Source organism: Streptomyces sp. NBC_01334 (genome assembly GCF_035983595.1).
In the GTDB taxonomy this organism is placed as follows: domain Bacteria; phylum Actinomycetota; class Actinomycetes; order Streptomycetales; family Streptomycetaceae; genus Streptomyces; species Streptomyces coriariae.
The window spans coordinates 7,343,035-7,368,442 of sequence record NZ_CP130718.1; the positions used below are offsets into that span (position 1 = coordinate 7,343,035).

Annotated in this window: 24 protein-coding genes; 9 read left to right on the forward strand and 15 right to left on the reverse strand. The window is 71.8% G+C overall.

The genetic code is table 11. The annotated features are described in order from the left end of the window. Positions 1-88: 88 nt before the first annotated feature. Genes OG736_RS32905 through OG736_RS32915 form a run of 3 tightly spaced genes read left to right on the forward strand, consistent with a single transcriptional unit; the run spans position 89 to position 3,209 of the window. Positions 89-1,408, forward strand: a complete 1,320-nt coding sequence (locus OG736_RS32905) for an extracellular solute-binding protein (RefSeq protein ID WP_327185592.1) — start codon at positions 89-91, stop codon at positions 1,406-1,408. After that, entirely contained in the window at positions 1,408-2,382 is a 975-nt protein-coding gene (locus tag OG736_RS32910; RefSeq protein ID WP_327185593.1) for a carbohydrate ABC transporter permease, read from the forward strand. The genes OG736_RS32905 and OG736_RS32910 overlap by 1 nt, the downstream gene beginning before the upstream one ends. Beyond that, positions 2,379-3,209 carry a carbohydrate ABC transporter permease gene (locus OG736_RS32915; RefSeq protein ID WP_327185594.1) on the forward strand — a complete coding sequence of 277 codons (831 nt, stop codon included), beginning with the start codon at positions 2,379-2,381 and terminating at the stop codon, positions 3,207-3,209. The genes OG736_RS32910 and OG736_RS32915 overlap by 4 nt, the downstream gene beginning before the upstream one ends. A gap of 90 nt (positions 3,210-3,299) precedes the next feature. On the opposite strand, the gene OG736_RS32920 is transcribed toward OG736_RS32915, so the two are convergent. The 3 genes from OG736_RS32920 to OG736_RS32930 form a co-directional block, all read right to left on the reverse strand. Next, positions 3,300-4,586 carry an HRDC domain-containing protein gene (locus OG736_RS32920; protein ID WP_327185595.1) on the reverse strand — a complete coding sequence of 429 codons (1,287 nt, stop codon included), beginning with the start codon at positions 4,584-4,586 and terminating at the stop codon, positions 3,300-3,302. 192 nt (positions 4,587-4,778) lie between these two features. Next, positions 4,779-5,438: a helix-turn-helix transcriptional regulator gene (locus OG736_RS32925; RefSeq protein WP_020125228.1), complete on the reverse strand. Its 660-nt coding sequence runs from the start codon at positions 5,436-5,438 to the stop codon at positions 4,779-4,781. A 242-nt stretch (positions 5,439-5,680) separates the two neighbouring features. Beyond that, on the reverse strand, positions 5,681-6,349 hold the full coding sequence (locus OG736_RS32930) for a DUF3000 domain-containing protein (protein WP_327185596.1): 669 nt from the start codon (positions 6,347-6,349) through the stop codon (positions 5,681-5,683). 197 nt (positions 6,350-6,546) lie between these two features. On the opposite strand from OG736_RS32930, the gene hemE reads away from it, so the two are divergent. After that, positions 6,547-7,614: a uroporphyrinogen decarboxylase gene (gene hemE / locus OG736_RS32935; RefSeq protein ID WP_327185597.1), complete on the forward strand. Its 1,068-nt coding sequence runs from the start codon at positions 6,547-6,549 to the stop codon at positions 7,612-7,614. 6 nt (positions 7,615-7,620) lie between these two features. Here hemE and OG736_RS32940 read toward each other — a convergent pair whose 3' ends face one another. After that, a complete protein-coding gene (locus OG736_RS32940; protein WP_142266634.1) occupies positions 7,621-8,433 on the reverse strand; it encodes a rhomboid family intramembrane serine protease in 813 nt (270 codons plus the stop codon). Between the two features lie 125 nt (positions 8,434-8,558). On the opposite strand from OG736_RS32940, the gene OG736_RS32945 reads away from it, so the two are divergent. Further along, a complete protein-coding gene (locus OG736_RS32945; RefSeq protein ID WP_028806059.1) occupies positions 8,559-8,828 on the forward strand; it encodes a hypothetical protein in 270 nt (89 codons plus the stop codon). A gap of 122 nt (positions 8,829-8,950) precedes the next feature. Here OG736_RS32945 and OG736_RS32950 read toward each other — a convergent pair whose 3' ends face one another. Together OG736_RS32950 and OG736_RS32955 are read right to left on the reverse strand one after the other, a co-directional pair. Beyond that, a complete protein-coding gene (locus tag OG736_RS32950; RefSeq protein WP_327185598.1) occupies positions 8,951-10,333 on the reverse strand; it encodes an FAD-dependent oxidoreductase in 1,383 nt (460 codons plus the stop codon). Positions 10,334-10,360: 27 nt separating this feature from the next. Then, positions 10,361-11,395: a DUF4349 domain-containing protein gene (locus OG736_RS32955; protein WP_327185599.1), complete on the reverse strand. Its 1,035-nt coding sequence runs from the start codon at positions 11,393-11,395 to the stop codon at positions 10,361-10,363. Positions 11,396-11,554: 159 nt separating this feature from the next. Here OG736_RS32955 and hemG point away from each other — a divergent pair, with 159 nt between their 5' ends. Next, a complete protein-coding gene (hemG, locus tag OG736_RS32960) occupies positions 11,555-13,018 on the forward strand; it encodes a protoporphyrinogen oxidase (protein ID WP_327185600.1) in 1,464 nt (487 codons plus the stop codon). A gap of 5 nt (positions 13,019-13,023) precedes the next feature. Then, the gene (gene hemQ / locus OG736_RS32965; RefSeq protein ID WP_327185601.1) at positions 13,024-13,755 is read left to right on the forward strand and encodes a hydrogen peroxide-dependent heme synthase; all 732 of its coding nucleotides are present in this window, start codon (positions 13,024-13,026) and stop codon (positions 13,753-13,755) included. Here hemQ and OG736_RS32970 read toward each other — a convergent pair whose 3' ends face one another. From OG736_RS32970 to OG736_RS32990, 5 genes are all read right to left on the reverse strand, one after another. After that, on the reverse strand, positions 13,756-15,366 hold the full coding sequence (locus tag OG736_RS32970; protein WP_327185602.1) for an alpha/beta hydrolase: 1,611 nt from the start codon (positions 15,364-15,366) through the stop codon (positions 13,756-13,758). A 131-nt stretch (positions 15,367-15,497) separates the two neighbouring features. Then, positions 15,498-16,274 carry a TIGR04222 domain-containing membrane protein gene (locus OG736_RS32975; RefSeq protein ID WP_327185603.1) on the reverse strand — a complete coding sequence of 259 codons (777 nt, stop codon included), beginning with the start codon at positions 16,272-16,274 and terminating at the stop codon, positions 15,498-15,500. 164 nt (positions 16,275-16,438) lie between these two features. Then, positions 16,439-17,215 (reverse strand): DUF4142 domain-containing protein, encoded by a 777-nt coding sequence (locus OG736_RS32980; RefSeq protein ID WP_327185604.1) that lies wholly within the window; start codon positions 17,213-17,215, stop codon positions 16,439-16,441. 271 nt (positions 17,216-17,486) lie between these two features. After that, positions 17,487-18,932: an MbnB/TglH/ChrH family RiPP precursor modification enzyme gene (locus OG736_RS32985; RefSeq protein WP_327185605.1), complete on the reverse strand. Its 1,446-nt coding sequence runs from the start codon at positions 18,930-18,932 to the stop codon at positions 17,487-17,489. A 197-nt stretch (positions 18,933-19,129) separates the two neighbouring features. Beyond that, on the reverse strand, positions 19,130-19,852 hold the full coding sequence (locus tag OG736_RS32990) for a peptidyl-tRNA hydrolase (RefSeq protein ID WP_327185606.1): 723 nt from the start codon (positions 19,850-19,852) through the stop codon (positions 19,130-19,132). Between the two features lie 57 nt (positions 19,853-19,909). Here OG736_RS32990 and OG736_RS32995 point away from each other — a divergent pair, with 57 nt between their 5' ends. Both OG736_RS32995 and OG736_RS33000 read left to right on the forward strand, forming a co-directional pair. Continuing rightward, positions 19,910-20,770: an ABC transporter ATP-binding protein gene (locus OG736_RS32995; protein ID WP_327185607.1), complete on the forward strand. Its 861-nt coding sequence runs from the start codon at positions 19,910-19,912 to the stop codon at positions 20,768-20,770. Continuing rightward, a complete protein-coding gene (locus tag OG736_RS33000; RefSeq protein ID WP_327185608.1) occupies positions 20,767-21,438 on the forward strand; it encodes an ABC transporter in 672 nt (223 codons plus the stop codon). The genes OG736_RS32995 and OG736_RS33000 overlap by 4 nt, the downstream gene beginning before the upstream one ends. Before the next feature lie 245 nt (positions 21,439-21,683). Here the strand turns inward: OG736_RS33000 and OG736_RS33005 are convergent, their stop codons facing one another. The 4 genes from OG736_RS33005 to OG736_RS33020 form a co-directional block, all read right to left on the reverse strand. Next, positions 21,684-21,872, reverse strand: coding sequence for a hypothetical protein (locus OG736_RS33005; protein ID WP_327185609.1), 189 nt, complete (start codon positions 21,870-21,872; stop codon positions 21,684-21,686). 113 nt (positions 21,873-21,985) lie between these two features. Then, a complete protein-coding gene (locus OG736_RS33010) occupies positions 21,986-22,840 on the reverse strand; it encodes a polysaccharide deacetylase family protein (protein WP_327185610.1) in 855 nt (284 codons plus the stop codon). Between the two features lie 260 nt (positions 22,841-23,100). After that, positions 23,101-24,474 carry an alkaline phosphatase PhoX gene (locus OG736_RS33015; RefSeq protein ID WP_327185611.1) on the reverse strand — a complete coding sequence of 458 codons (1,374 nt, stop codon included), beginning with the start codon at positions 24,472-24,474 and terminating at the stop codon, positions 23,101-23,103. Positions 24,475-24,564: 90 nt separating this feature from the next. Then, entirely contained in the window at positions 24,565-25,401 is an 837-nt protein-coding gene (locus tag OG736_RS33020; protein WP_327185612.1) for a slipin family protein, read from the reverse strand. Positions 25,402-25,408 lie beyond the last annotated feature (7 nt).

Below are 25,408 nucleotides of genomic sequence, written 5' to 3' on the forward strand. Positions count from 1 at the left end.
CGCTCGTGTTCGACCAACCCGCTCGTGTTCGACCAACCCGCACGTGCTCGTCCGTCCCGAGAACATCCCGAGAACGGAAGTGATGCACATGAACCGCCGTACAGTCACGGTCCTCGCCACGGTCGCCGCAGCCGCCCTGCTGCTCCCGGGCTGCACCGGCACCGGAGGCAGCGCGAAAGGCGCGGACGCCAAGGCGCCCGACGACCCAGCCGAGGTCAGCGGAACCATCACGGTCCTCACCGTGCGCACCGACCTCGTGCAGGACGGCACGATGAAGAAGTACGCCGCCGAGTTCAACAAGACCTATCCCAAGGTCAAGGTGGAGTTCCAGGCCCTCACCAACTACGAGGCCGAGATCAAGATCCGGATGAACACGGACGACTACGGCGATGTCCTGCTGATCCCCGCGGTCATCAAGAAGAACGACTACCCGAAGTTCTTCGCCTCCCTGGGCACCGCCGCCGAACGCGGCAAGAAGTACCGCTTCACCGACTTCACCACCGTCGGCGGCAAGGTCTACGGCCAGAGCCCGGTCGGTGTGATGCCCGGCTTCGTCTACAACAAGCGGGTCTGGAAGGAGGCGGGGGTCACCGAATGGCCCACCACCCCGGCCGAGTTCCTCGCCGGCCTGAAGGCGATCAAGGCGAAGACCGACGCGATCCCCTACTACACGAACTTCGCCGCGCAGTGGCCGCTGACCTCGTGGACGTACGTCGACGGCTCCGTCCACTGCGACCCGCAGGCGACCACGAAGCTCGCCGAGGACGACCCCTGGGCCGAGAACTCCGACCTGCGCGTCGGGGACACCCTGCTGTACGACATCGTCAAGCAGGGGCTCGCGGAGAAGGACCCGACGACCAGCAACTGGGAAGAGTCCAAACCCCGCACGGCCAAGGGCGAGATCGCCACCCAGTGGCTCGGCACCTGGGCGATCATCCAGTTCCAGGACGCCGCGAAGAAGGCCGGCGTGAACCCGGACGACATCGGTTTCATGCCGTTTCCCGCCCAGACGGACGGCACCTTCTGCGCGACGGTCGGCCCCGACTACAACCAGGCCGTGAACGTCCACTCCCCGCACAAGGAGGCGGCCCGCGCCTGGATCGACTGGTTCACCGACAAGTCCGGCTACGACAAGGACAACCTGGCGATCTCCCCGCTCAAGGACGCGGCCATGCCCGAGGTGCTGAAGCCGTACGAGGAGGCGGGCGTCAAGCTCATCGAGCTGGACGACGCGGCGGGCGCGAAGGTCAAGCTGATCGACGACGAGTCCGAGGTCGGCATCTACAAGCCCGAGTACCGCCAGGATCTGGTCGACCTGGCCCGCGGCGCCAAGAAGGGCAGTCTGGACGACTTCCTCGGCGGACTCGGCAAGAAGTGGACCGAGACGCAAGCGACCGTGAGCGACTGATGGCGCACGCGCACACGCACCTCCCGGAGCACCGTGCGGAGCAGACGAACTCCGAGGCAGCGAAACCGGTTTCGAAACGCGGCACTCCCGCCCCGGCCCCGCGCCGGGCGCGCACCTGGCGGCTGCTGACCCCCTGGCTGTTCCTGTTCGCCCCGCTCGTCCTGCTGATCACTTTCACCTACGCGCCGATCGCCAACATGGTCGCGTACAGCTTCACCGACTGGGACGGCGTGAGCCCCGAACTGCACTACACGGGCGCCGAGAACTACACGGAGATCTTCACCAGGGAGGACCTCTTCCAGGTCTTCTGGGTAAGCGGCTACTACCTGGTTGCCTCGGTGATCCAGATCGTCGCCGCGCTCTACTTCGCGACGATCCTGAGTTTCAGCATCCGTTTCCGGAACTTCTTCAAGGGCGTGCTCTTCTTCCCGTCCCTGGTGAACGGCGTGGCAATCGGTTTCGTCTTCCTCTACTTCTTCCAGGACGGCGGCACCTTCGACACGGTCCTCGGCCTCTTCGGCTATCACACCGACCACGCCTGGCTGGGCACCCCGGCCTCGGCGAACACCTCGCTGGCCGGCGTCTCGATCTGGCGCTACCTCGGTATGAACTTCGTCCTGTTCCTCGGCGCGATCCAGTCCATCCCGGGGGAGCTGTACGAGGCGGCCGAACTGGACGGCGCCGGCCGCTGGCACCAGTTCCGCTACATCATCCTGCCCGGCATCAAGCCGGTGCTGACCCTGACGGTGATCCTGTCCGTCTCCGGCTCCCTCTCGGCCTTCGAGATCCCGTACATCATGACCGGCGGGGCGACCGGCACCGAGACCTTCGTGATCCAGACCGTGAAACTGGCCTTCCAGTTCAACAAGACGGGGCTCGCCTCGGCGGCGGCGGTCGTGCTGCTGCTGATCATCCTGCTGGTGACCTGGGTGCAGCGACGTCTCGTCCCCGACGACAGGGTGGACCTCGTATGACACGCCGTGCCGTGGCCCGTGCCCTCGTGTACCTGTCGCTGATCGCCGCGACACTGGTCGTCCTGCTCCCGCTGGGCGTCGTACTGCTGACCTCGCTGAAGACGGAGAACGAGACGGCGAACGGCAGCGGGGCGCTCACACTGCCGCACGACCCGCTCAACTTCCACAACTACGTGACGGCGTTCCAGGACGGCGGAATGCTCACGGCGTTCGGCAACACCGCCTTCATTCTCGTCGTCTCGGTCGGCGGAACCGTTCTCATCGGGTCGATGACGGCGTACGCGATCGACCGGTTCACCTTCCGTTTCCGGAAACTGGTGATCGCTCTGTTCCTGATCGCCGCGCTGGTCCCCGGGGTGACCACCCAGGTGGCCACCTTCCAGATCGTCCACAGCCTCGGCATGTTCGACACCCGCTGGGCTCCGATCGCCCTCTACATGGGCACGGACATCGTCTCGATCTACATTTTCCTGCAGTTCGTGCGCTCGATCCCGATCTCCCTCGACGAGGCCGCCCGCCTCGACGGCGCCAACGCGTTCACGATCTACCGGAAAATCATCTTTCCGCTGCTGAAACCGGCGATCGCGACGGTTGTGATCGTGAAGGGGATCGCCGTGTACAACGACTTCTACATCCCCTTCCTCTACATGCCCTCACAAGATCTTGGCGTGATCTCGACGTCCCTGTTCCGCTTCAAGGGCCCCTACGCCGCCCACTGGGAAACGATCTCGGCAGGAGCGGTGCTGGTCATCCTGCCGACCCTGATCGTCTTCCTCGCACTCCAGAAATACATCTACAACGGTTTCATGAGAGGAGCGACGAGGTAACCGCTTGCGGCTCGCACCCCTCACACGCCTCGCACCCCTCACACGCCTCCTGCGGCTCGTACTCAGGCACCCCGGGCGGGTCCCCGGCGGTCAGGCACCCTGCCCGGCCAGTGCCGCTGCGAGCACCGGAGCGACCTGCTCCACCTGCCACGGCCGCGCCCCGTACGACGCGAGCGCGTCGGCAACCGCTTCCTCGTCGGCCGCCGGAGGCTCCCAGCAGACCCGGCGCACCGCGTCCGGGGCGATCAGGTTCTCCTGCGGCATGTTCAGCTCCTCGGCCAGCGCGGAGACAGCGGCCCGCGCCGCGGACAGCCGCGCCGCGGCCACGGGGTCCTTGTCGGCCCAGGCCCGCGGCGGCGGCGGTCCCGCCACCGGCTGCCCCGGCTGCGGCAGCTGCGCCTCGCTCAGCGCCTTCGCCCGGTCGACCGCCGCCTGCCACTGCTCCAGCTGCCGCCGGCCCATCCGGTGCCCGAATCCGTTCAGCGCGGCCAGCGCCTGCACGTCGACCGGGAGCGACAGCGCCGCCTCCACGATGGCCGCGTCCGACAGCACCTTGCCCGGGGACACGTCCCGCCGCTGCGCGATCCGGTCCCGCGTCTGCCACAGCTCCCGCACGACACCCAGCTGCCGCCGCCGGCGCACCTTGTGCATGCCGGACGTACGACGCCACGGGTCCTTGCGGGGCTCGGCCGGCGGGGCGGACGCGATGGCGTCGAACTCCTGGCGGGCCCAGTCCAGCTTGCCCTGCCGGTCCAGCTCCTTCTCCAGCGCGTCGCGCAGGTCGACCAGGAGCTCGACGTCGAGCGCCGCGTACCGCAGCCAGGGGTCGGGCAGCGGCCGGGTGGACCAGTCCACCGCGGAGTGGCCCTTCTCGAGGACGAAGCCCAGTACTCCCTCGACCATCGCGCCGAGGCCGACCCGCGGGAATCCGGCGAGCCGTCCGGCCAGCTCGGTGTCGAACAGCCGCGTCGGCACCATGCCTATCTCACGCAGACACGGCAGGTCCTGGGTGGCCGCGTGCAGCACCCATTCCACGCCGGACAGGGCCTCGCCGAGCGCGGAGAGGTCGGGGCAGCCCACGGGGTCGATCAGCGCGGTGCCTGCGCCCTCGCGACGCAGCTGCACCAGATAGGCGCGCTGTCCGTAGCGGTAGCCGGAGGCGCGCTCGGCGTCCACGGCGACGGGGCCGGTACCGGCGGCGAAGGCGGCGATCACCTCGGCGAGGGCTGCCTCGTCGGCGATCACGGGAGGGATGCCCTCGCGCGGTTCGAGCAAAGGTGTCGGCGCCCCGGAATCAGCTGATCCGCCGTCGTCCGGAGGGGCGCCTCCGGTGGTTCGCAGTGAACTGGCTGCTGCGGTTTCTTGGGCGTCGGTCACCTGTCAAGGGTATCTGTGTATCGACGGCGCCCGCCGACGGAACGTTCCGTCGGCGGGCGCCGGAGGGTCGTAAACCAGTCAGGACGGTGAACGAAGGGGAAGAGGTCGGGAAGAAACCGGGCAGAGAGGGGAGAAGCCGGGCCGGGGGTCACGGGCGTTCCCGGGGGAGGCCCCCGGGTGCAGGGTGGGGTCTCAGTGGATGATGCCGGTCCGCAGGGCCACCGCGACCATGCCGGCGCGGTCGCCCGTGCCGAGCTTGCGGGCGATGCGGGCGAGGTGGCTCTTGACGGTCAGCGCGGACAGTCCCATCGAGACGCCGATCGCCTTGTTGGACTGGCCTTCCGCGACCAGTCGCAGCACCTCGACCTCGCGGCCGGAGAGCTCGCGGTAGCCGCCCGGGTGACTCGGGGCACCCGGGGGGCGGCGGTGCAGACGGGCGGCGGAGCCCATGGGGGCGGCACCGGGTCGGCTGGGGAGGCCGAGGTTGGTGCGGGTGCCGGTGACGACGTAGCCCTTGACACCGCCCGCGAGGGCGTTGCGCACGGCGCCGATGTCGTCGGCGGCGGAGAGGGCGAGCCCGTTGGGCCAGCCCGCGGCGCGGGTCTCCGACAGCAGGGTGAGGCCGGAGCCGTCGGGCAGGTGGACGTCGGCGACGCAGATGTCGCGGGGGTTGCCGATGCGGGGACGAGCCTCCGCGATGGACGAGGCCTCGATGACGTCGCGCACACCGAGCGCCCACAGATGGCGGGTGACGGTGGAGCGGACGCGCGGGTCGGCCACGACCACCATGGCGGTGGGCTTGTTCGGGCGGTAGGCGACCAGGCTTGCGGGCTGCTCGAGGAGAACGGACACCAGGCCTCCTGGGTGGGGGACGGGAGCCGGCTCGCGGGGCTTGTGGGGAGGAAGCCGGGACGAACCGTGCTTTCAAGGTCACAGTCGTCTTCGGCAGCGAACCCGGGGTCCTTTAGAGAATGATCACGATCTAGTGAGTAACAATACGTGCAATTCGGACACGCGATCGATCATCCGAAGATCGAGTCGGTTTAAGTGGGTGTCTTACGGGATCGAAAATGGCCGTATCGACAAAGAGACGGTCAACGTGACTGGGGCCCCCTGCGCTGCGGCAGCGTCACCACCGACGCGTCCCCCGGCCCGGCCGGCGGCAGCCCCGCCACCTGCGCCAGCAGATCGCACCAGGCCGCCAGGTGCGCCCCCGCCTCCGGGACCCCGCCCAGCCCCTCGCGCGGTGTCCAGGAGGCCCTGATCTCGATCTGCGAGGTCGCCGGGCGCTCCGCCAGCCCGCCGAAGTAGTGCGAACTCGCGCGCGTGACGGTCCCGCTCGGCTCGCCGTACGTCAGCCCGCGCGCCTGGAGCGCGCCGGTCAGCCACGACCAGCACACCTCCGGCAGCAGCGGGTCCGCGGCCATCTCCGGCTCCAGTTCGGCCCGGACGAGGGTCACCAGCCGGAACGTTCCGCGCCAGGCGTCGTGCCCGGCGGGGTCGTGCAGCAGCACCAGCCGGCCGTCGGCCAGGTCCTGGTCGCCGTCCACGACCGTCGCCTCCAGCGCGTACGCGAACGGGGCGAGCCGCTTCGGGGCCGGTGTCGGTTCCGCCTCGATCTGCGGCCGCAGCCGGGCCGCCCTCAGCTGGTCGACGGCCGCCCGGAACGGCGGTGGAGCCGACCTGGTCCCATCCGGGTCCCCCTCGTTCGCGTCATCCATCCCGCCAGCGCCGTCCGACAGTCGTCCCTGAGCCGCAGCCATGCGGGGAAGATTAAGGGGAACGGGGCCTTCGCGCAGGGCAAGACACCCGTGCGGGGCTCGCGGACGGGTGCGCGCTGGGCGAACAGGCGCACGGGCCGCGCACGGCAGAGGCCCACGACGGAGGCGGGGTACGGGCAGGGCGTGGGCGCGGCAGGGGGCGGCCTCACGGCCTCCGGCGCCGTGCGAGACTTGCCGTCGTGAGTGCGAACGAGAGCCCGGCGGGCCGGAAGCCGACAGCGACCTACGACAGTGCCTTCCTGAAGGCGTGCAGGCGTGAACCGGTGCCGCACACGCCCGTGTGGTTCATGCGGCAGGCCGGGCGGTCCCTGCCGGAGTACCGCAAGGTCCGCGAGGGCGTTCCGATGCTCGAGTCCTGCATGCGGCCCGAGCTGGTCACCGAGATCACCCTCCAGCCGGTGCGTCGGCACGACGTGGACGCGGCGATCTACTTCAGCGACATCGTCGTCCCGCTCAAGGCCATCGGTATCGACCTCGACATCAAGCCGGGCGTCGGCCCGGTCGTCGAGCGCCCGATCCGCACCCGCGCCGACCTCGCCCAGCTGCGCGACCTCACCCCCGAGGACGTCTCCTACGTCACCGAGGCCATCGGCCTGCTGACCGCCGAACTCGGCGCCACCCCCCTCATCGGTTTCGCGGGCGCTCCTTTCACCCTCGCGAGCTACCTCGTCGAGGGCGGCCCGTCCCGCACGTACGAGAACGCCAAGGCGATGATGTACGGCGACCCCGAGCTCTGGGCCGACCTGCTCGACCGCCTCGCGGAGATCACCTCCGCCTTCCTGAAGGTGCAGATCGAGGCCGGCGCCAGCGCCGTCCAGCTCTTCGACTCCTGGGCAGGCGCGCTCGCCCCGACCGACTACCGCCGCTCGGTGCTGCCCGCCTCCGCGAAGGTCTTCCGCGCGGTCGAGGGGTACGGCGTCCCGCGCATCCACTTCGGAGTGGGCACCGGCGAGCTGCTCCGGCTGATGGGCGAGGCCGGGGCGGACGTCGTCGGCGTCGACTGGCGCGTCCCGCTCGACGAGGCCGCCCGCCGGGTCGGCCCCGGCAAGGCGCTCCAGGGCAACCTCGACCCGACCGTCCTGTTCGCCGGCACCGAGGCCGTCGAGGCCAAGACCCGCGAGGTCCTCGACACGGCCGCCGGGCTCGAGGGCCACGTCTTCAACCTCGGCCACGGCGTCATGCCGTCCACCGACCCGGACGCGCTCACCCGCCTCGTCGAGTACGTCCACACGCAGACCGCCCGCTGACCCCTCTCACCAGGTGTGCCGGGGGCGCGCCCGTCTGCCGAACAGCAGACCGCGCGGCTCCGGCGGCGGGGGCGTGCCCGGCTTGAGCGGCCAGGCGAGCACCATGCCGGCGAGGAAGCCGACGACGTGCGCCGCGTACGCCACGGTGCCCGCGCCGGAGACGCCCTCCCCGGAGGAGTACACCGCCTGGAGCACGAACCAGAAGCCCAGCACCAGCCAGGCCGGCAGCCGCAACGGCAGAAACACCAGGAACGGGACGAGCACCCACACCCTGGCCTTCGGGTACAGCACCAGATAGGCGCCCAGCACCCCCGCGATCGCCCCCGAAGCGCCGATCAGCGGATCGGTCGAGTCGGCGTTGAGCAGGGCGAAACCGTACGACGCCGCGTACCCGCAGGCGACGTAGAAGAGCGCGAAGCGGACGTGCCCCATGCGGTCCTCGATGTTGTTGCCGAAGATCAGCAGGAACAGCATGTTGCCCAACAGGTGCAGCCAGCCGCCGTGCAGGAACATCGCGCTCAGCACGCTCAGCGCGGGCGACTTCTCGTAGCCCGGTGGGGCCAGCACACAACCCGCGCCGCGCACGTCGCCGGTGGGGACGAGCTGGGGGAGCTGATGGTGGATCAACTCCCTCGGTACGGCCGCGTAGTGCTCCAGAAAGGCGTGCAGGTGACACGTCTGGGCCAGGCTGCTGTCGCCCGCCGTGGAGCCGGACAGGCCGGGCATGAACAGGAAGACGAAGACGTTCGCCGCGATGAGGGCGTACGTCACCACCGGCGTGCGGCGCACGGGATTCACGTCATGGACGGGGATGACCACAAGGAAGTTCTGCCCCCGATCCGTTCGGTGAACCGGTGAACGGGGATCCCCACGGGCGCGTATGAACCGTCAACTGCTCGCGGCACGAGGAAGGCGGGCCGCGGGGACGACGTGAGGAACAGGCGATGAACGACCGAGTTACTCCCCCCATGCACGCCACTCCCGACGGCGAGGCGGAGATCTCCCTGGTGATCCGGTTGCCCTGGGAGGACGTGGCACGTCTCGGCCAGGAGGCCGGGCGGCTCGCCGCGCAGATGCAGCGGCCGGTGACGCTGGACGAGGCCGTCAGCAGCCGTCTGCGGTCGCGGCCGGCACCCGCGGCGCACGCGAAGCCCGCGGAGCAGCCGGCCGCGGCGGCGGTCTCCGCGCTGCCGCGACTGAGCGGAACCGCTTGAGCAACATTGCGGGGTCCGGTTGAGCAACGTTGCGGGGTCCGGGCGCGCGAGGTCCGGTGCGCGGGGGCTGGTGGCGCGGCTCCCCGCGCCGCTCGGGCCGGTCGCCACGACGCCGGGCCCGGCTAGAAGCCGCGAACCTTCGCCGAGGCCTTCCTCGCCGCCACCAGGACGGGATCCCACACCGGTGAGAACGGAGGCGCGTACCCGAGGTCCAGGGCTGTCATCTGTTCCACCGTCATCCCGGCCGTCAACGCCACCGCCGCGATGTCGACGCGTTTGCCCGCGCCCTCCCGCCCGACGATCTGGAGGCCCAGCAGGCGGCCCGTCCTTCGCTCGGCGAGCATCTTGACCGTCATGGGGGAGGCACCGGGGTAGTAGCCGGCTCGGCTGGTCGACTCGATGGTGACCGCCTCGAACCGGAGGCCGACGCGACGGGCGTCCTTCTCACGGAGGCCCGTGCGGGCGATCTCCAGATCGCACACCTTGCTGACGGCCGTGCCGACCACGCCGGGGAACGTGGCGTACCCGCCCCCGACGTTGGTGCCGATGACCTGGCCGTGCTTGTTCGCATGGGTGCCCAGGGCGATATGGCGCTCCTGACCGGAGACCAGGTCCAGGACCTCGACGCAGTCACCGCCGGCCCAGACGGTCCCGTCGGCGAGGGGACCGCGCACCCGCATCGCCAGGTCCGTGAGGAGCCCGCCGTGCGTGCCCAGGGGCAGGCCCGCGGCCTTCGCGAGCCCGGTCTCCGGGCGGACCCCGATGCCCAGCACCACCACGTCCGCCGGATACTCGGCGTCCTCGGTGACCACCGCCCGTACATGACCGTCCTCGGCGGTGCGCAGCGCGGTGACCTCGGTGTCGTTCACCATGGTGATGCCCAGGCCCTCCATGGCCCGGCGCACCAGCCGCCCCATGTCCGGGTCGAGGGTCGACATCGGCTCGCTGCCCCGGTTGACGACCGTCACCTCGTAGCCGCGCTTGATGAGCGCCTCGGCCATCTCCACGCCGATGTAGCCCGCCCCCACGACCACGGCCCGCTTCCCCCGCGCGCGTGCCAGCGTGTCGATCAGCGCCTGCCCGTCGTCCAGGGTCTGCACCCCGTGCACGCCCTCCGCGTCCACGCCCGGCAGGTCCGGCCGGATCGGGCGGGCCCCGGTCGCGATGACGAGCTTGTCGTACGACGTCCAGGACTCCGCCCCGGAATCCACCGCACGCGCGCGTACCCGCCGTCCCGCGACGTCGATCTCCGTGACCTCCGTGCGCAGCCGCAGGTCGATCCCCCGCGCGCGGTGTTCCTCGGGCGTGCGGGCGATCAGATCGTCCCGCCCGGTGACGTCACCGCCCACCCAGTACGGGATGCCGCACGCCGAGAAGGACGTGAAGTGGCCGCGCTCGAAGGCCACGATCTCCAGTTCCCCGGGGCCCTTCAGACGGCGGGCCTGGGACGCCGCGGACATGCCCGCGGCGTCCCCGCCGATCACCACCAGTCGCTCGATGCTCATACGAACACGCTACGGGGGACTCGCAGTTCAGCGCTGCTCGGGCTCGCCGCCCGTCCCGGGCTCGGTCTGCCCGGCTCCGGTCTGCCCGGCCTCGGCCTGCACGGCTCCGGTCTGCCCGGGCACGCTCAACCGGGCCCAGCTCGCCTCCGCCGCCCTGCGGCGCGGTCGCACCAGCCGCAGCCACGCCAGCAGGAGCAGGACGCCCACCGCGAGGAACGGCAGCGCCGCACCGAACACGACGGCGATCCAGCGCAGCATCGTCACGAACGCGTCCCAGCCGCCCGCCAGCGCGTCCACGAACCCGGGATCGTCGTCCTCGGCGGCCGGGACGACCGGCTTCTCCGACAGGGTCAGCGTGACGGTCGCCAGGCTCGTGCGGTCCTTCAGGGACGCCTGCTGGGCGAGCAGCGCCTCCAGTTCGGACTCCCGGCTGCTCAACTCGCCCTCCAGGGTGACCACGTCGCTCAGCTTGGTGGCCCGGTCCATCAGCTCGCGGACCCGGGCGACGCTGGCGCGCTGCGAGGTGATGCGGCTCTCGACGTCGACGACCTGGTCGGTGACGTCCTGGGCCTTCGCCGTGCGCTCCAGGAGCTTGCCCGCGCCCTGCAGGGCGGCGAGGACGTCGTCGTACTTCTCGACGGGCACCCGCAGCACCACCCGGGTCCGCTCGGCGCCGTCCCCGTCCCGGACGGTCGACTCGTCGCCGATGTAGCCGCCCGCGTTCTCGGTGGTCGCGCGCGCCTCGTCCAGGGCCTTCGGCACGTCCTTGACCTGCACGGTCAGGGAGGCGGTACGGATGATGCGGTTGACGGTGAGGTCGGGTGCCGAGGTGGCCTTCGAGCCGCTCGAGCCCGCGCCCTCCTTCGCGTCCTGCGCGGCGTCCACGTCACCGGCGCCGGCCTCGCCGACGGCGGCCTTGTCGGCCGTGCTGTTCGCGCCCGAGTCGTCGGCGCCGCTGCATCCGGTGAGCGCGAGGGCCGCGGCCAGCAGGATCCCGGCCAGGGCGTGGGAGGGCCGTGCGGAACGCCGTACGGAGCGTCCTGCGGAACGTCGTGTGCGCATGTGGGTGTACCCCCGAGATGGTGACGACTCTGACGCTCCTTCGACGCCCGGGCGGCCCAGGACGTTGGCGCGGATCGGTTCCGAACAGGTCACGGTCGGGACGCGGGAAGGACACCGGGCCCCGACGGCGGTGTCAGTGAGGTCTGAGAGAGTGGACGCATGAGCTCAACGGGTACGGGCACGGGGCAGCACGTCGTCGTCGTCGGAGCCGGGATCGCCGGGCTGGCCGCCGCCCACCGGCTGCTGCAGCGCGGGGCGCGGGTGACCGTCCTCGAGGCCTCCGACCGGGTGGGAGGCAAGCTGCTGCCCGGCGAGATCGCGGGCGTGCGCGTGGACTTCGGCGCCGAGTCGATGCTGGCCCGCCGGCCCGAGGCGGTCGCCCTTGCGCGCGAGGTGGGCCTCTCCGACCGCCTCCGGCCGCCGGCCACCGCGACGGCCTCGATCTGGACCCGCGGCGCGCTGCGCCCCATGCCCAAGGGCCACGTCATGGGCGTGCCCGGCACGGCGACCGCCCTCGCCGGAGTCCTCTCCGACGAGGGGCTCGCCCGGATCGAGCGCGACGCCGACCTGCCCCGCACCGAGGTCGGGGACGACGTGGCCGTCGGGGAGTACGTGGCGGCGCGCCTGGGCCGCGAGGTCGTCGACCGCCTCGTCGAACCGCTCCTCGGCGGGGTGTACGCCGGTGACGCCTACCGGATCTCGATGCGCTCCGCCGTCCCGCAGCTCTACCAGGCGGCGCTCACCCACACCTCGCTGACCGAGGCCGTCCGCGAGATCCAGGCGAAGGCCGCCGCCAACCAGCAGACCGGCCCGGTGTTCATGGGCATCGAGGGGGGTGTGGGCTCCCTGCCGCTCGCGGTCGCCGAGTCCGTCCAGGCGCGCGGCGGCGAGATCCACACGCGCGTACCCGTGACCGGACTGCGCCACGCACCCGGCGGAGGCTGGCAGGTCACCGCGGGGGAGCGGGTGCTGCCCGCCGACGCCGTGGTCGTCGCCGTGCCCGCGCCGGCCGCCGCCGCGCTGCTGGCCGCCGAGTCCCCGGGGGCCGCCACCGCACTGCGCACGGTGGAGTACGCCTCCATGGCCCTGGTCACCCTCGCCTACCGGCGCGCCGACACCGCCGACGTCCTGCCCGACGGCAGCGGTTTCCTCGTCCCGCCGGTCGACGGACGCACCATCAAGGCGTCCACCTTCTCCTCCGGGAAGTGGGGCTGGATCGCCGACGAGGACCCGGACACGGTCGTGCTGCGCACCTCCGTGGGGCGGTACGGCGAGACGGAGATCCTGGGTCGCGAGGACGCCGGCCTCGTCGACGTCTCCCGGCACGACCTGCGCGCGGCCACGGGCCTGGACGCCACGCCCCTCGAAACCCGCGTCACCCGCTGGACGGACGGCCTGCCGCAGTACCCGGTCGGCCACCACGCGCGCGTGGCCCGCATCCGCGAGCACGTCGCCGAACTCCCCGGCCTCGCGGTCTGCGGCGCCCCGTACGACGGCGTGGGCATCCCGGCCTGCATCGCGAGCGCGTACGCGGCGGTCGACCAGCTCGGCGGCGACCTGAGCGCCGTACGGGAGCTCGCGGCCCACCCGGTGCAGAGTCTGCACGGCGGAGCGGGAGAATGAGAGCCATGAGTGACGACGCCCCCACCACCGAGTCCGGCAGGGTCCCGAACAAGGGCAAGCTGGCCAAGGACCTCAACGAGGTCATCCGCTACACGCTGTGGTCCGTCTTCAAGCTGAAGGACGTGCTGCCCGAGGACCGCGCGGGATACGCCGACGAGGTCCAGGAGCTGTTCGACCAGCTCGCCGCCAAGGACGTGACGATCCGCGGCACGTACGACGTGTCCGGCCTGCGCGCCGACGCCGACGTCATGATCTGGTGGCACGCCGAGACCGCCGACCAGCTCCAGGAGGCGTACAACCTCTTCCGCCGTACGAAGCTGGGCCGCGCTCTGGAGCCGGTCTGGTCGAACATGGCGCTGCACCGTCCCGCCGAGTTCAACCGCTCGCACATCCCGGCGTTCCTCGCCGACGAGACGCCCCGCAACTACGTGAGCGTCTACCCCTTCGTGCGCTCCTACGACTGGTACCTGCTGCCCGACGAGGACCGTCGCCGCATGCTCGCCGACCACGGCAAGATGGCCCGCGGCTACCCGGACGTCCGCGCCAACACCGTCGCCTCGTTCTCGCTGGGCGACTACGAGTGGATCCTGGCCTTCGAGGCCGACGAGCTGTACCGCATCGTCGACCTCATGCGTCACCTGCGCGCCTCGGAGGCCCGCATGCACGTCCGCGAGGAGGTCCCGTTCTACACGGGCCGTCGCAAGGACCTCACGGAGCTGGTCGCGGGCCTCGCCTGATCAGCGCCCCGGCCGGGCGGCGCGTTCCGCGGGAGCGACCGCCGGCTCGGGTTCCGGGTGCGGTGCGCAGGCCGCGCGCCGCACCGGGAGCCTGCCCTCCAGCAGGTACGCGTCCAGGTGGCCGTTGACGCACCGGTTCGGGCCGCCCGCGATGCCGTGCGTGCCGGCGTCCCGCTCGGTCACCAGCACCGAGCCCGTCAGCCGCCGGTGCATCTCCAGCGCCCCGGCATAGGGCGCCGCCGCGTCCCGCTCGGCGGCCAGGATCAGCGTCGGCGGCAGCTCGCCCGGACCGGTCCGCACGTCGACCGGCTGCTGCCGGGGCGCCGGCCAGTACGCGCACGGCAGGTTCGCCCACACGTTGTCCCACGTCTCGAACGGCGCGACGCGCGCCAGCCGCGTGTTGTCGCGGTCCCAGACCCTCCAGTCCGTCGGCCAGGGCGCGTCGTTGCACTCCACGGCCGTGTACACGGCATTGGCGTTCTCCGCCTCCGCGGCGGCCTCCCGCACCGGCCCGGCCTGCGCGATCAGCTGCTTGGGGTCACCCTTCAGGTACTCCGACAGCGCCTGCGCCCGGGCGGGCCAGTAGTCGTCGTAGTACCCGGCCTGGAGGAACGCGCCCTGCAGCTGTCCCGGCCCCACCTTCCCGCCGGCCGGCTCCGCGGCGAGCCGGGCGCGCGCCCGCTCGTAGCTGGTCAGTACCGCCTCCGCCGTGGCGCCCAGGCCGTACACGTCGTCGTGCCTCGCGATCCACTCCCGGAAGTCGGTCCAGCGGCTCTCGAACGCCGCCGACTGGTCGAGGTTGTTGCGGTACCAGATCTGCGCCGGGTCCGGGTTCACGGCCGCGTCGAACACCATCCGCCGCACGTGGGAGGGGAACAGCGTCGCGTAGACCGCACCGAAGTAGGTGCCGTACGACGCCCCCATGAACGTGAGCCGCTCCTCACCGAGCGCGGCGCGCAGCACGTCCAGGTCGCGGGCGTTGTTGAGCGAGTTGTAGTGCCGCAGGGCGCTGCCCGACCGCTTCGCACAGCCCTGTGCGTACGCCTTCGCCTGCGCGATGCGCTCCCGCTTGTACGACTCCGAGGGGTGGTCCGGGGCGGGCGCGGGGCCCTTGAAGAAGCGCTTGGGATCCTGGCAGGACAGCGGCGCCGAACGGCCGATCCCGCGCGGCTCGTAGCCGACGAGGTCGTAGGCCGCCCCGATGCGCTTCCACTCCGGCAGCAGCCCGATCAGCGGGAAGTACAGGCCCGAGCCGCCGGGACCGCCCGGGTTGAAGACCAGCGCGCCCTGCCGGGGCACCCGGCGCTTGCTGTTGTGCGGGTCCCGGTGGGTGGCCTGCACCCGGCTGACGGTGAGCTCGATCTGCTTGCCGTTCGGGGCCGCGTAGTCGAGCGGGACGGAGACCGTGCCGCACTGCATGCTGCCGGGCAGCTCCTGCGCCTCGGAGCACTTCCCGAAGTCGACGCCCTTCGCCGCGGCCCGCGCGGCGGTGAGCGCGACACCGGGTGAGCCGGACAGGCCGCCGGTGTTCGGGGCGCCGCCCGCCGGGACGGCGGAGAGGGCGGTCAGCAGGAGGGCTCCTGCGGCCGAGTGGAGGGCGGCGGCTCTCATCGGGTGTCCCTTCGGTGCGCGGCGGCGACAAAAGGGATGGTTGGTTCGACCGTGGGGGAAGGCAAGCACCATCGACGGGTGTCGGCGCCAATGCCCCTTGTGCGCCCCCCGGTGGTCGAGCGCGCCCTGCCTCAGTCCCGCCCGGGCTGCTCACGATGAGCGAAGGCCGCCCGCAGGTCCGGCTCGCCCACCGCGCGGATCCCGCGTACGGCGACGGAGGTCAGATAGGTACGGTCGTCCCCCGTGCCGCCGGTGCGCCGCGCCAGCGCGCCCAGCAGCCGCTGCCCGGCCGGGGAGGCCCAGCGCGAGTACGGATGCACCTCCACCCGGGCTATGGCGAGGCAGCTCAGCGTGAGCGCGAGGGGCAACGCGAACCAGAGCGCGACGAGATTGCGGGGCATGTCCGGGGTGGCGGGGACCAGCAGTGCGGTGGCGCCCAGCGCGAGGACGGCCACGGCGGCGACCCGTACCTGCCGCACCCCGGCCGCGACCGTCGTACGGGCCCCGTCGGGCACCGCGAGACCGACGCGGACCAGTCGGTCGGCGAGGCCGCCCACCGCGTCCGCGGCGGCCGCGGCCGCCCGCGCCGGGGCGATACGGGACTGCCCCTCGGGCCCGATGGCCCCTATGACCGACCGCTCCATCTCGTCCCGCCCGCGCGGGTCCACCACGGTCGCCCAGCCCGTGCGGGCGAGCACCAGCCGCCGCTGCCGCGCCATGGAGACCATGGTCAGGTCGGCGACCCTGCCCGGACCACCGGACAGGAAGGCCGCCTCGTAGAGCGTCAGATCATGTCCCCGGCCCGCGCTCTCGTCGACGGCCGCCGCCCGGACGGCGGCCAGGCACAGCCGTGTGCACGCCGCACCCGCGACGGCCCATGCCAGCAGCAGGAGAAGCACCCAGACCATGTGGCGTTTCTATGCCATGTGCACCGAGAAACACCATGCCCTGTTCACCATCCGGACCGAGCGTTGTGGGTATGTGACGTTCCGCTTGCCTCGCCCGGTCCCCGGAAGCTCGCCTGGTCCCCGGAAACTCGCCCGGTCCGCGGAAAACGGTCTCGCAACAGGTGTCAGTCGCCGGGCGGCGGGCTGGCCGCGGCCGGAGGGAGCGTGTAGGTGGGATACGCCGACGGGGCCACCGGCACCGCCGACCCGGGGTCGGCCGTCGGGCCCGGCGGCCCGGGGGAGCGGGTGATCGGCGGCGTGCTGCCGGCGGCCATGTCCCGGGCGAGGGCGTCGAAGTCGACGAACCCGGTGGCCTCCAGGATCTTGATGTGGTCCAGCACGGTGGTGTTGGCGTCGTCGGCGAGCTCGCGCACCAGCGAGTTGCGGGTACTGGCCCGCACCTGGGCGACGACGGAGAACACCCGTCCGTGCGCGAGACGCAGGATGTTGGCGAACTTCCAGTCGTACTGCCGGCCCTGCGCCGCGTCGAGCTCGCTCAGCCAGCCCTGCTGCTGCTCGTTGGGCTCGTTCGGCAGCGCCAGGCCCAGCTGTGAGGCGACGGTACGCACCCGCTCGTCCAGGAAGGTGTGCCCCTCGACCAGATGCCGGCCCGCCGTCCGTACGGCCTCGGTCGTGCCCTTCGTCTGAGCCTGCTGGCCGGCGGGCAGCTCCCACAGCCCCGCCAGCCGGACCTTCGTGACGAACTCCCGGTCCAGCGCGGACAACGGCCCGTACTGCGTCGACACCGTCTGCGCGTTCAGTACGTCCACTCCGGTGCCCGACCGGTCCGCGTACGACCAGATCGGGAAGACCAGCGCCGCCGGGGTCGCCGCCAGGCCCGTGATGATGAGCCCGGTTCCGCTGAAGATGCCTCTGCCCTGGATGGGGGGTCGCGGCCGCATGGGGTGCCTCCTGCTCGCGGCACTGCACGCTAGTGCGCTTCGGTTGCGGGACTGGCTGGCATATTACTGCGCCTGCGCTGCCAACTGCCGTACGGGGGCAAACGGTTACAACAGGAGCATGGCGGGCGAAACGGGAGGGCCGGACTGGGCTCCAAAACGGGAGAAACGCTGTGTAAACGGTTCAGGAGCGGTGCGGGAACGGTTGCGGTGTGTGGGGTGGGTTGTGGGTGTTAACCCCGGCACATCCGGGCTGCCCACGCCACCGGGTACCTCACCGTCGAATCAACGTCCGCCCCACTCGTCCCACCTGGCCCAACCGTGACATCGGCCTGGGTGCGGGGCCCGAGCGGTCCAGCCACCAGCGCCGCAGTTCGCGGCGGGCCCGGCCCTCCGTCAGCCGTCCACCGAGGAGCGTCTGCTCGGCGAAGTCGAGGGCGTCCTGCCGGTAGCCGCCGTGCATCGGGTGACCTTGGGCGTAGGAGATGAACGCGGTGCGGTAACCGCTTCCGAGAATCAGCGGCAGCTCCGGAGCCACCTTCGCCACCACGTCCGCCCGCTTCGCCGCCAGCGCCCGGGCCTGTACGCCGAGTCGCACCCGGTCGAAACCCTCGGGAACCGGCGTCCCGGCGACCAGCGCGGAGAGCAACGCCGCCTGCGCGAGGCCGAGGCGCTGACGAGTGGCCTCGCCGAGGGCGGTCGGGCCCGGCTCCGAGGTGGGCGGGGCGGATTCGTCCCCGGTCACGGCCCTGGTCTCGGCCCCGATCTCGACCCGGGTCTTTGCTCCGACCTCGGTTCCGACCTCGCCCCCTGTCCCGGCCCCGATCTCCGTTCCCGGCTTCGTGGCGCCGTGCTCCCCCGTGGTCGAAGAAGCTCGCGCGAGGGCACCCTCCCGCCCGCCGGCTTCGACGGCCGCCCTGATCGTGCCCAACTCCCGCTCCAGCTCAGCCGGTTCGGGGAAGTTCTCGTCCCGCTCCAGCAGTACCCCCGGCGGCGACACCCGGGACGCGAGGTCGGTGAGGATGTCGAGGACGGGCCGGGGCACCGGGTGCGCGTGACTGTCGTGCCAGACGCCGTCCCGCTCGAGACCGCCCGCTACATGGACGTAGGCGATGGCCTCCAGGGGCAGTTCGGCGAGCGCCTTGGCAGGGTCCTCGCCCCGGTTGACGTGGTTGGTGTGCAGGTTGGCCACGTCGATGAGCAGCCGTACGCCCGTGCGGTCGGCCAGCTCGTACAGGAACTGTCCCTCGGTCATCTCCTCGCCGGGCCACGCGATGAGCGCGGCGATGTTCTCGACGGCGAGCGGCACGGGCAGCGCGTCCTGCGCGATGCGCACGTTCTCGCACAACACGTCGAGGGCGTCGCGGGTGCGCGGCACCGGCAGCAGGTGCCCGGCCTCGAGCCGCGGGGACGCTGTCAGCGGGCCGCCCGCGCGGACGAACGCGATGTGCTCGGTGACCAGCGGCGAACCCAGGGCCTCGGCCCGCTCGGCGAGCGCGGCCAGCCGTCCCGCGTCGGGCCGCTCCGCATCGCCCAGCCCGAGCGAGACGCCGTGCGGGATCACGGTGACCCCGCGCTCGCGCAGCCGGAGCAGCGAGTCGGGCAGATGCCCGGGGCACACGTTCTCGGCGACGGCCTCGACCCAGTCGATGCCCGGCATGCGCTCGACGGCGTCCGCGATCTCCGGCCGCCAGCCGATCCCCGTCCCCAGTCGCCTCATGGTCCCCGCCTCCTTCGTGCCCCCTGCGTGGTGACGGTGGTATGGCCCCGCCACCGACTCCCGAACCGCCCGCCACCCTCCTTCAGAGCAACATTTGAGGTTCGGGCCGGAGGGCCGGGGAGCCGCGGGTGTGGCGGGGCGGTGGGCTGCGGTGAGCTCCGGGACCACTGGGGTACGGGGACTGCGGAGCTACCGGACTAGCGGGCCCGCAGGGCCGGGTGGTCGGCGACCACCGTGCAACTGCCCGGCGCGATCTCGGTGAACCCGGCGTCTCGCACCAGCGGCAGCCCACTCTCCGTCAGCTCACGCCACCGTCGCGGATCCGCGGTTCGCACGGCGAGCGGAAAACCCGCCTCGCGCCAGGCGGTCTGCTCCGCGTCCGACAGCTCCCACCAGGCGAGCTGCGCGCCGTGCCCCGCCTGCGCCATCGCCTTGCCCGCGGACATGCCGACCTCCGGGTTCTGCCAGATCACCGGAGCCGTCGGGTCGATGTCGACCGGCGGCTCCGGATCCTCGAGATCGGTTCCGGAAACCTGGAGCTTCGCCAGGTCCTTGGGCCAGCCGTCCAGCGGAACAGGCGGGAAAATCCTTACTTCCGCCGCCTTGCCCGTGACCGTGATGCCGGGCAGCGCCTCCGCCCGCCGCCACTCGGCGCCCCGCGCCCGCCGCACCACCTTGCGGATCCGGGCGTCCTGCCAGTCACGCACGTCCGCCGCCCACTCGCCCTCGCCCAGCGCCCGCTCGTCGGCGAGGAGCGTCAGTACGGCGCGCGCGGCGGTCTCGAGCGCGTCCGTGCGCGCCGGCGGGTCGGCACGCTCGATACGCACCACCAGGGGCAGGACGAACTGCGGAGCCTCGTCCCGTGTCGAACGCTCGGAACGGAAGGGGCTGTCGCCGGGAACGGCCGGATCACTGGTCACGTCCTCCAGTCTGCCAGGTGGAAGATCCGTGCAACCGCGAGTGAAAGGACGGTCCGCATGCCACGTGAGCTACGGCTGGAGGCCGTGGGCCGCCGCTACGGCGTGCGCGGACCCTGGGTGTTCCGCGACGTGCACCTGAACCCGGCGCCCGCCGCTCTCACCCGCATCGAGGGCCCCAACGGCACCGGGAAGTCCACCCTGCTCCGCCTGCTCGCCCGCATCGACGCCCCGACCGAGGGCAAGGTCACGGGCGCCCCTCGAACCGCGTACGTTCCCGAACGTTTCCCCGCCGCGCTCCCCTTCACCGCCCTCGGCTACCTCACCCACCTCGGCGCGGTCCACGGCCTGTCCCGTACGGCGGCCGAGCGTGCCGCGGGCGACTGGCTGGACCGCTTCGGCGCCACCGCACACGCCCACACCCCGATGAGCCGCCTCTCCAAGGGCAGCAGCCAGAAGGTCGCCGTGGCACAAGCGCTCCTCGCCGAACCGGAGTTGCTGATCCTGGACGAGGCCTGGACCGGACTCGACACCGACGCGCGCGCCGAACTCGAACGTGCCGTCGCCGAGCGGACCGCCGCCGGATCGGCCGTCGTCTTCGTGGACCACGACCCCCGCCGCCTCGCCGGCCGGGCGGACGCCGAGTACACGGTCCGCGACGGCACCCTGCACCGCCGTACCGCAGCGGAACCGACCGCCGCCCCCGACGGCCCGCACATGACCATCGAGGTGCACGGCCCGACCGCCCCGCTCCCACCGGAGGCGCTCCGCCTGGCCACGGCCACCGAGGAGACGGCCGACCGCACCCACCGGCTCACCGTCCCCGCCTCCCATTCCGACGTCCTGCTCCGCGCCCTGCTGACGGCCCGCCCGCCGTGGCACGTGGTGAGCGTCCGTCAGGACGGGAGCCGCCACCGATGACCGCCCTCCTGCGCTATCAGACCGCCCTGCTCCTGCGCTCGCAGCGCTGGCTGCCGCCGTTCCTCCTCTACGCCGTCTTCCTGGGCGTCGGCGTGCAGGGAGGTCAGCCGCTGCTGGACTCGCTCGGCTACACGGCAGCGTTCCTGCTGCCCGTCGCCGCCTGGCTGGTACGGATCTGCGTAAGCAACGAGCCCCCGGCCGCCCGCACCGTCGTCGCGGCGGCGGTCGGGCCCGGGCGGGCGCACCTGGCCTGTGTCCTGGTCGCGTTGACCACGGCCGTCGTGCTCGGCACGACAGCGACGGTGATGGTCACGTTCATCAGCGACCCGGTCGGCAGCGCCCACGACAAGCGCGTTCCGGTCCTGGCGGCCGCAGGCGCCGGACTGCTCGCCGTCCTGACCTGCGCCCTGCTCGGCGCGGCCGTCGGCGCGCTCACCGCCTGGCCCGTGCTGCGCTCGCCCGGCCGAGCGGTCCCCGCACTGCTGCTGGCGGCGCTGCTGGCGCTGGTGGTAAGCGGTTCCCCGGCGCAGGCGGCGGTGAGCGGCCTGGTCAGCGGCTCCCGGTCGGCGACCGTCCACGTGCCGCTCCTGCCCGTGGCCGCGGCAGCCCTGCTGAGCACGGTAGCGACGGCCGTGGCGTGCGCGCTCACGTCACGTCGATCGCCGTAGGAGGGGAGAATTGGGGAAGCGGTTACGCGGCTTACGCGGCAGCGAACGAACGGGCGGTCGGTGATGTGCTCTGGTAACCGATTGCGGGGGTGTCGAGCGAAAGGGGGCCGGTAACCGATTACGCGTCGATGAGACGATCACGCGTGCGGTAACCGATTACGCGTCCGTGAGGCGATCACACACCGGTAAGCGATTTCGAATAAGCGACCGGGCACCCCGAGCAACGGGCCACCCCGAGCAACCGGTTACCCCGAGCACGCAGTCCGCTGCGCCTCCTGCCACTCGCACACCGGGCACAGCGTGATCCCCTTGTAAGACTCCGGATACTCCGTCGGCTTCCGGCACAGCACGCACTCCGCGTACGGCGGCCCGTCGGCCCTGGGCGGCGTCGTCGCGTCGATCAGGCAGTACTCCCGGTCACTGTCGTCGCTCATCCCTCCAGCGTACGTAAGCGATGACGACGTACGAGTCGTGGGCCGACCGACGTGCGAGGCGCGCGGGGTCCAGGTGGCCTGCGGGGTCGGGTCGGTGGTTGGGCGTACGGGGTTCACCGTCGTCCGCTCGCCGCCCCGATCAGTTCGGACACCTTCACGAACCGGTACCCCTGACGGCGCAGCTCCGGGACGATCGTCCGCACCGCCCGCTCGGTCGTCGGGGCTGCGCTGCGCGTGCAGTGCATGACGACGACGGAGCCTGGCCGTACCCCCTCCAGCACCTGCCGGGCCACCGCGTCCGCGTCGGTCGCGAACGCGTCCCCGCTCACCACGTCCCACTGCACCGCGGTCACGCCCGTGCCGCTCACCGCGCGCAGCGCCCGCCGGTCGTAGCAGCCGCCGGGGAAACGGAAGTAGGGCATCGCGTCCGGCACCCCGGCCTTGCGGAAGGCCGTGAACGCCCGCTCCACGTCCGCGCGCATCCTGTCCTCGGGGACGGTCGGCAGGCCGTAGCAGTCGTCGGTGAAGGCGTAGTGGCTGTAGGAGTGGTTGGCGACCTCGAAGCCGGGGTCGTGGCCGAGGGAGCGGGCCTGGTCCGGGTACTCCTCGGCCCAGCGGCCGGTCATGAACACGGTGGCCGGCACCTTCAGCGCGCGCAGTGCCGCGATCAGCCCTGGGTTGTCGAAGTGCTCGCCGGCCGCCGCGCGGGCGCCCTGGTCGGCGGTCATGTCGGCGTCGAAGGTGAGGGCGACCCTCTTGTCGACGGTGCGGGGCGCGCTGCTGAACACGGGGGTGAGGCCGGCCGGGCCGGGGGCCAGCGTGGGCGGCCGGGTGGGGGCGAGGGAAGCGTGCGCGGGGGCGGCCGGACGTGCGGCGCGTGGTGCGTGGGGGGTGCCGCAGGCGGTGAGGGGGGCGAGCGCGGCCCCGAGAGCGCAGAGGGCGGCGAGGCGGCGTACGGGAAGGATCATCGTATGAAGTTATGAGGGTTGTGATGGCATTTGTTGCGATATCTGACCGCGCCTCTGGTCGTGTCACCCGCCCGGGCTCTCGGCCCCCCGGGGAAGAGCCCGGGCAGGCGGGAGCGCGGAATCTGCGCCTGGCCGGTGTTTCCCGTGACGGCACGTCGGGGTCGACCGGTCCGGGAGCTGCCCAGCCGGGAGCCGGGAGCCGGGGGCCGGGGGCCGGACGGGGGCCCCGCCGCGGCAGGGCCCCACCTCGTGGATCCGGACTAGCGCCGCCAGGGCCCCGTGACGGCGAAGGTCGTCCCCGGGGTGTAGCAGTTGACGTACATCGTGTCGCCGTCGGGGGAGAAGGTGACGCCGGCGAACTCGCCCCACTCGGGGGCCTGCGGCGTTCCGATGTTCTGGCGGCCCCGCGCCATCGCGTACACCTCCCCGCCCCTGGTCACGCCGAAGACGTGCTGGGCGCCGTTGCCGTCCTCGCAGACCATCAGGCCGCCGCTGGGCGCCAGGCAGATGTTGTCCGGGGACTCGCCCGGGAGCTGGATGTCCGTCTCCGGGCCGAAGACGATGACGAGCGTGAGGCGGCGGAGCTTGGGGTCGTACCGCCAGATCTGGCCGAAGTGGTCGGCGGCCGAGCCGTCCGCGCCGCGCGCGAACGACGACACGAAGTACACGCACCGCCCGCCCCAGTAACAGCCCTCGAGCTTCTGGGCGTGGGTGATGCCCTTCGGGCCGAAGTCCTGGAGGCGGACCGGGGTTTCGACGGCGAGGGGGTCCGGCACGTCGACCCACTCGATGCCGTCGAAGGTGGCGCCCGTCTCCTGGATCGAGGACAGGTCCGGCACGCCGGGAACGCGCATCGCCTGGAGGCGGCCGCCCGTGCGCAGCGAGCCCGCCCCGCCCAGCGGCTTCTTCGGGAGAAAGCGGTAGAAAAGGCCGAACGGCTCCAGAAACGCATCCTCGGTTTCGTAAACGATTCCGAGACGCGGGTCGACGGCGATCGCCTCGTGCTGGAAACGGCCCATCGCGGTCAGTGGGACGGCCCCGCTGCGGCGCGGGTCGGACGGATCGACCTCGAAGATGAAGCCGTGATCCTTTGTGTAACCGTTTGTGCCGGCTTTGTCCTCGGTCTCCTCGCAGGTCAGCCAGGTGTGCCACGGAGTGGGCCCACCCGCGCAGTTGACGGCCGTGCCGGCGATGGCCACCCGCTCGGCGAGCACGTTGTTCCGGGAGTCCAGCGTCAGGGCGGTACAGCCGCCCTTGCCCGCCGGGTCGTAGGTCAGACCTTCGACCGTGGGGACGGGGAACTTCGCCGTGGGGCGGTTCTCGTGGTTGCGGACCAGATGGACGCGACCGCCCCGGCCGGGCAGGGCCGTCATGCCGTCGTGGTTCGAGGGCACCGGGCCCTCGCCGGAGCGCAGCGGGTCGCCCTCGCGGGAGAGAACCCGGTAGCGGAAGTGCGCGGGAAGGTCGAGCAGGCCGTCCTTGTCGGGTACGAGAGGGCCGTAGCCGTCGTGGCCGAGACCCTGCGCGGCGGCGGTGCCCGCGAAGAGATCGGAGAGGGCGCCGGTGAACGCGATGCTCGCGCCCACTCCCAGGGCGCCGGTACCGGCGAGGATCTGACGTCGTGTCGCAGACATGGGGAAACCTTCCTGCTGGCGGACAGGAACTGTGATCCCGCTGTGTCTATCACCCGGAGTGCGCCCCGGGAACCACGCGCGTAGCTCGTGTCACTCCTCCACATCCTTCGGGGAGGGCGGCGGTGAAGGCGGCAGCGGCGGTTGTTGCAGTGGCTGTTGTGGGAGCGGTTGCTGGGCCTTTTCCAGGAAGCGCAGCAGCTCCACCGGGAACGGCAGGACGAGGGTGGAGTTCTTCTCCGCGGCGACCGCCACCACCGTCTGGAGCAGCCGCAGCTGGAGCGCGGCCGGCTGCTCGGACATCTCCTTCGCCGCCTCGGCGAGCTTCTTCGACGCCTGGAGCTCGGCGTCGGCGTTGATGATCCGGGCCCGCCGCTCACGGTCGGCCTCGGCCTGCCGGGCCATCGAGCGCTTCATCGTGTCCGGCAGGGAGACGTCCTTGATCTCCACCCGGTCGATCTGCACGCCCCAGCCGATGGCGGGACTGTCGATCATCAGCTCCAGGCCCTCGTTGAGCTTCTCCCGGTTCGACAGCAGGTCGTCCAGCTCGCTCTTGCCGATGATCGAACGCAACGAGGTCTGTGCCATCTGCGAGACGGCGAAGCGGTAGTCCTCGACGTTGATGATCGCGGCTGCGGCGTCCACCACCCGGAAGTACACCACCGCGTCGACCCGCACGGTCACGTTGTCGCGGGTGATGCCCTCCTGGGCGGGGATGGGCATCGTCACGATCTGCATGTTGACCTTGCGCAGCCGGTCCACGGCCGGGACGACCAGGGTGAACCCCGGCGGACGGACCTCGCCGCGCAGCCGCCCCAGCCGGAGGACGACCCCGCGTTCGTACTGCTTGACGACCCGCGCCGCCGCCCCGATGTACACGAGGCCTCCGGCGGCGACCGCCGCGGCCGCGCCCAGCAGCTCCTGGAGCATGGCGACC